General features: G+C 49.0%; 1 protein-coding gene. It reads right to left on the bottom strand.

What is annotated here, in order from left to right:
* Nucleotides 1-225: 225 nt before the first annotated feature.
* Nucleotides 226-9,798 carry a fatty acid synthase subunit beta domain-containing protein gene (locus HXT38_RS00950; protein WP_421791884.1) on the bottom strand — a complete coding sequence of 3,191 codons (9,573 nt, stop codon included), beginning with the start codon at nt 9,796-9,798 and terminating at the stop codon, nt 226-228.
* Nucleotides 9,799-9,857 lie beyond the last annotated feature (59 nt).

Genomic DNA, 9,857 nt, shown 5'->3' with positions numbered 1-9,857 from the left:
TGCGATAACTACTCAACCACAGAGCATTTTAATATACAGGTTTTTGCCCACTATTTCGCGTTGACATACTGTAGTGCTCAAAGCGCAGCGCGCGAAGTGCACAACGGACGTAAAGTTTCTGCCGGATTTCGCCTAAAAAACGACCTTTATTTTACACGCCTGTAAAATTTAGGTCGGATTTAAGCTAAAATCCGACCTTTTCTTTACATTTGCAACTACTTAGGCTCAGCAGTAGTATCCATTAGCGTTAAGGCGAGCTTCAGGATTAAGCAACATCGCCTTTTCTGCTTCGTGACCGTCGTAGCGAGTGCCATCCGGAAGGCGCGTGCCATCCTTCAGCAAGTGACGATTCTCAACAGGCTCGAATAAAGCAGATCGGCCCATCATGCCTTCCTCAAATCGCCTCTGACCTGCAGCCAAACGCGCATTTGCCTTGGTACGCCAATTCTTAAGCGCATCAACACCTGCGCTAGCAGCCACAGCAGCCTCAAAAGCACCAGGGTGAACTAATGCCACAAATCCGCTAACATGACCGAAGCCGAGCGAAGTTGCGAGAGCAGCCTTCACTGCACAAGAACCTGCACCATCGCCAATCCGCATCGGCTCACGCAACCAAACCATGTGGTCGTCGCGCGCAAGCTTAGGATCCACGCAGTCAAGTGATGCGTTTCCAGGAATTACGCCACTTCTAAACAGTTGCGTCAAACCGTTGATTTGGAAGATGCACGCGCCACCCTTTGCGTGCCCGGTCAGCGTCTTTTGGCTGATTACGAACAGCGGATTTCCGTCCGTACGTCCGATTGCGTGCGCAAGAGTATTGTGCAGCTCGGATTCGTTCGGATCGTTTGCATTCGTAGACGTATCGTGCTTAGAAACCACAGCAATATCGTCCGGAGTAACGCCGAGAGCTGCCAAATCACGCACGAGCTTAGACTTAGCTCCACCCATGCCCGCAGCCAAAGCACCCAAGCCCGGAGCAGGAATAGAAGTGTGAATGCCGTCAGCGTAGGAGTGAATGAAACCAACCACACCAGCAACAGGCAAGCCAAGCTTCAAAGCAATATCGCCACGCGTAACCAAAATCGTACCGCCACCTTGAGCTTCCAGGAAGCCGCCGCGTCTGCGATCGTTTGCGCGAGAGAAGAATCGTGGATCGATGCCCTTCGCATACATTTCTTCGCTATTGGCAGTTGCGTTCATATTGCCGAAGCCAACTACGGATTCCACGCCGATATCGTCAATTGCGCCAGTTACTACGAAGTCAGCTTTGCCGAGAGCAATCTTGTCGACGCCTTCTTCGAGCGAAACCGCTGCAGTTGCGCATGCAGACACCGGCTGAACCATATTTCCGTAGCCGCCGATATAGGTTTGCATTACGTGAGCTGCAACAACGTTTGGAAGCGCCTCTTGCAGTACGTCCGTAGGAATTTCGTGGTTAAGGAAGCGATCCAAGTACAGTTTTCGCATTGAGCTCATGCCACCGAAACCGGTTCCTTGCGTGGAAGCAACCATTGACGGATGCACAGATTGCAAAATCTCCGAAGGTGTGAAACCAGCAGAAATGTAAGCGTCTACAGTTGTGACAATATTCCACAACGCAATCGTGTCAACACTTCCAACCATCGAAGCTGGAATACCCCACTTCAGCGGATCGAAGCCCTTAGGGAATTGTCCACCGACGGTTCTGGTCATTGCAGCCCTACGCGGTACGCGAATCATAGAACCTGCCTTGCGCGTAACAGTCCATTCGCCAGATTCTGCATCGCGAGCAATTTCAGTGTGCGATTCGTCAAGTGCCACATATTCGCGCGCAATTGTTTCTGTTGGAACGCTGAAGCTCACGTCGTGATCGAGGAAGATTTCTGCTTCTTCTTCGTTCGCTCCATCCTTGTAGTCGCCACCCATGCCGGTTTCGAATGGTCGAATACCGGAGCGCGCAACTACTTCATCGCGATATTTCTCTGCAATATCTTCTTCTGGAACAAGCGTGCCGTCCGCATCGTACCAGCCTGGCTTTGGTGAATCCTGCCAAGTAAGCAAGCCCATATTCCAAGCCAATTCCAGCACTGCTCCTGCAGAAAGCTCCACGGATCCATCTTCGCGAATTCCAAGTTCTGCTTCGAAACGAGTACGTCCGGAACCCCACGGTCCAAGCTCGCCGACTGAGACGATTACAATTTCGTCTTCTGGACGCGCTGTTACGTTCTTCCAATCAGCCAAGTTGACTCGCGGCTGAGTTGGCACGTAAGGGGTAGGAAGTGCTTTGTTGGTTGATTTAGCAGTTGATTTAGCAGAAGATTCTGCAGCTTCTTCTACAGCTTCCACCGCTTCTTCCTCAGCTTCCGCACGCTTCTGATCTTCCAACGCTTCTGCACGAAGAGCATTCAAATCAAGAGGCTCCTTGCCTAATCCACCCGTAAGATCAACGTCCAAAGGCGCAATTGCAGCCTGTTCGCGCGCTTCCTTCGTGCACAAATCGAGCAAACGATCTGCCATTTCTTGCGTTGAGTAGGTAGTTAAGCCATGACGTTCAACTACAGCCACAAGCGGATCATTTCCACCCATCAAGCCGGTTCCACGCACCCATCCAATCTTAGGATGCGCAAAAGTCACGCGATCCGACCACACACTTTCTGCATGCGCACGGTTCACAATCGCATCGAAAGCACTCTTGACTTCGCCATAAGCACCATCGCCGCCAAACATACCGCGGTTTGGAGAGCCAGGTAACACAACGTGCATACGATGTTGCACATCCGTATCTGCTCCAATTTGCGCAAATCCGGCGATTGCACGCTCCACTCCCCACAGCATTAAGCGCGATTGCGATTCAAAAAGCGAACCAGAATCAGCCAAAGTGCCGTGAACTGGAGGCGCTGCAAACGGGAAGAACATGCTCGGCTCGTAAGCAGGCTTCAAAATAGTAGTAGTTGCGCCGCTAACTTTCTTCGAAACTGTGCCAACCCACTTTACAAGCGCGTCAACATCGCGGTAGCTAGACAAGTTTGCTGGAACAAGCCACAACTTTGCGCCCATTTGAGCGTTTTCGCGATACGCTTTCTTCGCCCAAGACTTAACGCTCGGCTTGAAACTGTGCGAAGTTGCGATAACCGTAGCTCCACCCTTAAGCAAGCCCGTTACTACGCGAGCAGCAATCGAATTAGGAGCAACACCTGTAACTACTGCAACTTCTCCTGCAAAACGAGTCGCTTGAGCAGTATCAGCGTTGTTTTGCGCAAGTTTAGTGCGAGAATCGTGAGCAATATCATTAAATATTGTTGCAAGATTGTTTAATTCGCGAGATTTAGAAAGACTTGCAAACCACTCAGCTTCCGAAGCTACTGCTTCCCCTGCACCAAGGAAACTACCAAAATCATTTAAGATTTCAGAAACTTCATTTACCTGAATATCAACATTCTTTCCAGCATACTTGTAGTACAAGCGAGCAACGTCTTCGCGAGCCGAAGCCCAGCGGTCGTCGAAAAGAATTGCCTTACGCTCATCAAATCGAGGAGCCACCTGCTTTGGCCAATCCGCACCAAGCTCAGCTTCAACAGCAGACACAACAGCAGCATTTTCGTCACTTTCAGTTTCTGCTTTAGGAGCCTCAACACCAAGCTTTGCTAGCACAAACTTAGCAGTTGCAGCAAGTACGCCATCTGCGCCAACAACCTGCTGAGCGAAAGCGTCAAGAGCTGCAGAATCAACAACAGCACCGCCTGCGCCGCCAGCAGCACCAGGCTGAGAAACGCTAACGCCGTGAGCTTGAGCAACTTGCGCAATTGCTGCGTCGATTAAAGCGTCAGCTGCAGCAGTATTCTTTGCAGGATCAGTTGAAAGTTGCGCAAGATTTTCACCGCGCACGCTAGCACCTTCACGCGTTTGCAAAACCAAAGCCGCAAGAACGTGCGCACGCCAGCCTTCGCCAAGCTGCCAAACTTCAGAGATTCGCTTGTCAATTTGCGCTGGTTTCACACCGGCTGCACCGAAAAGCGCACGCAAACGTTCGCGCACAATATCGGAAAGCACAGCACCAAAAGCCTTATAGCGCGGAGCAACCGAATCAACTAACTTTTTAAGCGCACTCATTGGAGCTTCTGCAGCACCATCCACGCTTGCCACGCCAAGCTCGGAACTAATATCCATAAGAAGCTGGTTTCTGCGCGAAGATACGCCGTTTGTAAGCGTATCAGTTGTATCAGTGTCGCCGATTTGGTCAAGACGGATTTTTGCACTATACGCAATAAGCATTGAGATTGCGTCGGATGCTTTGAATGGCAAGTCTGCTACAGGTCCGCTTGCTGCTGCATTAGCTGCAGAAGCAGAAGCCGCAGGAGCAGCAGAGACAACATTTGCTGCAGGAGCTGCAGGAGCAGCAGTCGCATCAGCAATGCTACTTGCTTCTTGACTATCTTCCTCAGTAAACACTTCAGGCACAAGCGAATCAGTGTCAGTCATATAAACGCGGCCTTCATCACGACCAACGTTGTAAACAGTCACTTTTTCGCCACTAAACTCCGGCAAAGCAAGAGTTTTAGCACCAAGATTTGCCAAAGTTGGCGCATTTCCTAAACCAACTTCAACGTACTCTTCAACACCAAGACCACCGCGAGCGCGATCGGCAAACATAAGAGCCTGCGTTTCAATCCAGCGAACTGGAGAAGCGAACTGCCATGAAAGAAGCTCCGTAAGAAGCAATCTACCGAGCTTCTGCTCATCCTCTGCATAAGATTTCCACGTAGTTTCATCTTCCAAAGCTGCTTCAATGCGCTCAGATGGCACAACATCCAAGATCTTTTGCGCAAATTCTCGCGTAAGCTCAAACGGGCAAGCCACGAGGTTTGGAATGTAACGGTCTACAAGCACAGAGTAATCAATATGCTTCGGTAGCAGCGAATCGAGCTTGTCGCGGAATTCCGGCACACCCTTTCGAAGAATTCGAGAGTGGAACGGCACGTCAATTCCTGGAACAAACATGAATGGAGGTTTGCCGCCATACTCCTTAGCGCGCTTAGAAGCGTCTGCCGCCAATGCCTTCAAGCCTTTAATAGTTCCAGCAATTGCGTACTGCTGACCTGCCAAGTTGTAGTTTACAATTTGCAAGAATTCGCCAGTAGCCTTGGAAATGCCATCAACGTAAGCGTTCACGCCTTCGTCTGACACTCCAAACTGGTTTGGTCGAAGCGCACCCATGCGGTAGTTCGAGCGACCTTGCGCATCGCGCTCAATCAAGTGATGCATTGTAGATCCGCGGTGGAACACCAATTCAAGCACAGTTTCGAGTGGAATAATTTGCGCGAAGGAGCTCAAAGCATTGTATTCGCCAAGCGAATGTCCTGCAAAGTAAGCAGGCCAAATATCGCATCCTGCTTCACGCAAACGCGCGGTTTGCGCAAAGGCAACTGTTGCGAGCGCAACTTGCGTAAATTGCGTTAAATTAAGCAATCCTTCAGGATGGTGATAAGTTACGCCGTGAGCAGTAAGCTCCTTTGGATTATCGCGCACGACTGCGAGGATTGAGAATCCAAGCTTTTCGCGAGTAAGCTTGTCTGCTCGCTCCCAAGTATCGCGCACTGCAGGTGACTTTGCGCGCTCATCCAGCGACATTCCTTGCTTTTGGATACCCTGACCTGGGTATACGAATGCTGCACGTGGAGCGCGAGTAAGTGCGCTTGCTTTAGACACGATTTGCCCATCAACTCTGCATGTAACTTCCAAAGCGAGACCGCCGCGACGAACTTTTCCAACGCGTTCAACTGTGATTTCTACTTCGTCATCAAGTTGGACCATGCCGTACATGTTGTAGGACCAGCCAATGAGCTCGTAGCGAGCACCTTTTTCATCAACTGCTTGAGCCACATGCTGAGCTGTTGCAGAAAGCCACATACCGTGTACCAAAGGAGCAGAAAGCCCGGAAATTGCAGCACCTCGCTTAGAAGTGTGAATTGGGTTGAAATCTCCAGAAGTACGCGCAAAAGCGGTCATATCGTGAGGAGCGCGAACGACTACTCTGCGTAAAGCTCTGCGAGGCGTGTCTTCAATTTCATATCCGTGCAATCCTGCAGCTTCGCCATATTGCGCAGCTGGAGCAGGAAGCGCGTTGCTGAAGCTTCGTCCACGAATAGCAAAACGCTCAGTTTCGTGAGCCAAACGAGTTCCATCTGCAGCAGTATGCACTACGTGAATAGTTACCACGCGTCCGGAAGCAGATTCTGCATACGGCTCAGCCCAGCCGAGCAAATTAATTCGCTTGTCGACATACTTTTTAAAATCTTCAGCATCGACGTCAAGTTCTACTAAATGATCTAGGTGAACAGCGTTAAGCAGACCCTCAATAATCGGGTATCCATCAACCATTACGGAACCCAAAGCCGAGTAAATAGTCGGCCAAGCAGGACCTACTAACGCGTCTGGCACAATGCGAGAAGCAAGCAATCCATCTGGAAGTCTTCCAGCAGTAGCAGACTCGTGATCAATTCCAAGATTTCTTGAGAAAGTATAGGAAGAATGAACCAATCCAAACGGGAAATCTCTATAACCTTCTGCGAGCAAATCTTCCGGCAATTTTGCCAAACTGCCATCTTCTTTTACTGTTTCAACCTTAGGCATAGCGTCAAGCACATCGCCAGTAATCGCTGTATTTCCAATACCTGCGGTTGCTGCAAGCATTTCGTACACGTGCTTTGGCAAGCGCTCGCGGTCAACTACTGGTATGCTTCCAGCTTGACTTGCGTCAACAGTTAGCGGAATTACAATATCTCGTACTGCATGCTTGCGTTTTGGCGAGTTTGCAGCATTTTTTGTAGAGTGTTTTGCTTCCTGATTTTCTTGATTATCCCAGAATGTATCTAGCTTAATATCTAAATCAAGCGAAATTACGTCATTATTACTAGAAGTTACTGTAATTACGTAATTTTCGTCTCCTAAAGACGTTCCGTAAGCAGGGTTTGCAGTTACATGACCAACCCAAGAAATATTCGGGCATGCGCGCACGTAAGCTTCAACGTTTTTAGCATCAGCAATCTGACTAAAAGCAGATTTTGAAGACTTGCTCGCCGCATTTTCCTTATTTTCTGCTTCTACTCCAGTTTCAGCTCCAGATTCTGCACGATTGAGCACAGCTGCTTCAAAACGTCCCAGAATATCGGCAATCGGCTCATCCATAGTCGTAATTCCAGCCACGGAAATCGGTCCTGGAATTACGCGCACAGCATCTGCCGAGTAACGCGAATCTTCCGACTGCCAAAGCTGATCTTGACCCCACCAACGCAACAAATCGTTGTCAATAACTGGCACGAATGGCATTGGCTTAGGGTATTCGCGCACCAAAGTTGGGAACCAAGCGGCATCCATTGGCACAACGTTCATCTCGCGAGCTTGAGGCAACGCATCAATCAGCGTATATAAAGCAGCTTGAGGGTGCTTAGAAACTTCTTCAATAGAAGGCAGAATAGAAGTAAATTCGCCTGAATCTTGATTAATTAAACGCGCTTCAATACGCTGTAACAAATGCATGTAGCGATCTGCGTAAGTCGGATCCACCCAAGGGTATGCCAAATCTAGGAAACGTTGAGCAAATTGCAAGTAAGTCATGCTTTCTACGTCACCAAAATATGGCTTTGCAGTAGAGTTAAGCGCTTCGATTACTTCATCGCGACGTGATTCAAGCTCTTCAGGATGTTTCATCATATGAACGAGCAATCTACCGCAGCGAGCAGAAGCGTTTTCTAACTCGTAAATATCTGCGTGCAAATGGCTTAAACCACTCGTCACACCGCCAATCACTTTGCCAGAAGGCACCCAACGCTCACCCATTGGCGCGAACGGATCCTCATCAAAACCTTCAATGCTAGAAGATTTTGGCATCGCAATACCCGGAGTTTCCACAAGCATACGCTTTACTTCAGGGCTTGTATGCGCTTCTTTTGCTGTCATTGCAGCTGTGCCAATCATTACAGCATCAACTGGCATATTTGGCAAACCGTATTCATTCGCCCATTCACCAGAAATGTAGTCTGCAGCACGCTCAGGAGTGCCAATACCGCCACCTGCAACAAGCACCAAATTTTCGCACTCGCGCACTTGCGCGTAAGTTGTCATAAGCAAATCGTCAAGAGATTCCCACGAATGGTGACCTCCTGCAGCACCGCCCTCAACCTGCACAATAATCGTTGCTGGAGCAACAGCCTTAGCAATTCGCACAACTTGACGAATTTGGTCAACTGTTCCAGGCTTAAATGTTACGTAAGGGAATCCATCAGCTTGCAAGGATGCTACTAATTCCTTGGCTTCGTCAAGTTCTGGAATGCCTGCAGAAATAACTACACCATCAATAGGAGCTCCCGACTGCCTCTTTTTTGGCACGATTCGCTTCGAACCAAATTGCAAATTCCACAGGTAGCGATCCATAAACATGGCGTTAAATTCAATAGTTGCGCCTTCACGAAGCTGATTTTCAAGCGACTTCATATGACGATCGAAAACTTCTGCAGTTACTTGACCGCCGCCAGCAAGCTCAGCCCAGTAGCCTGCATTTGCTGCTGCAGCAACGATTTCCGGCTCTACTGTCGTTGGTGTCATTCCTGCAAGAAGCACAGGAGCTTTGCCTGTAAGCTTGCTAAATTTGGTAAGTACTTTGCGTCCTGCAGGCGTGTTGATTACTCGAGGCGCAAAATCAGCCCAGCAGCCCGTACGCTCTGGCTCAGAAGCAGAGTCAGCTGTCGAAAGCTCTGCACGCGAGCGCAAGGTAGTAGCCTCTACTATTCCAGCGCCGGTTCCTTGCACAAGTACTCCAGTAAGCTTTCCGAGAACTTCGCTAGGACCCATGTCTAAAATCCAAAGCGAGCGCGCGTCGTTTTGCTCCAAAACTTCGCCAATTTGCGTAGCCCAATCAACAGGAGTTACAAGCACTGCATCAGCCAATTCGCGAGCAACTGTAGTGTTCAAACCAGCCTCATTTGCCCACTCTACTACCTGCTCAACTGCAGATTGAAGCATTGGCGAATGGAATGGCACTGTAACATCCAAATATTCAGCAACTGGCGCAAATACAGCTCCACCGCGAACTTTCATTTCGCGCAATTTTTTCGAACGCTTTGTTTCTTTTTGCGCTTCGTTTGCAACAGCTTCCATATCTTCCGGGTATCCTGCAATAACCACGTGATTGTAAGCGTTTTTAACAGCAATTGACACTTCACCGCGCGTGCGCTCTACGCGGGAAATTAACGCTTCTGCCTGCTTTTTAGTAACTCCTTTAAGTGACAGCATTGGCGTATGCTCGCCGTCACCAGTAATTTCAAGCATTCGAGATTCACGATCTCCTGCAGCTCCAATTAAGTAGGCAATTGCGAGTAACTCTTCGATTTGAGCACGAGCCTTCTGCCAAGACTTTGCTTTTATGCGAGCTTTTACCATTTCTGCTGCGATTACGCCTTGAGAATGACCCAAAACTGCGCACGGCTTGTTTACTTCAAAGTTGTATCCAAGATTTGTTAAGTCGCGCACTGCACCGAACTGTGCAAGCGTAATTCCAGGCACACTAAGAAGCGCGTTTGCAGCGTTAATATGCTTATTTTCTAGCGCGTCAAACACGTTTATGTCGCCGCCTGCATTTGCTAAAAGCTCAGAATAAATTGGCGATAGCAAAGCTTTTGCGCCTGCTTCATACTCGTGAAGTTCTGCGTTTAATTCTTCGTCTGAACTAAGCTCGCGCAAAGCTTCAACCCACGGAGTTGACTGACCTGCAAACACGAGTGCGTGCGGATTATTAGCGAGTTGGTCGAAAAAGTATGTTGTCATGATGTTTCCTTCTCGTCGATTTGGATAAGTTTTATAAATTCTGTAAGTTTTGTAAGGTT

This window comes from Gardnerella sp. DNF01157, from assembly GCF_049244225.1.
GTDB classification, from domain to species: Bacteria; Actinomycetota; Actinomycetes; order Actinomycetales; family Bifidobacteriaceae; genus Bifidobacterium; species Bifidobacterium leopoldii.
This window is presented reverse-complemented; position numbering and strand designations above follow the sequence as displayed.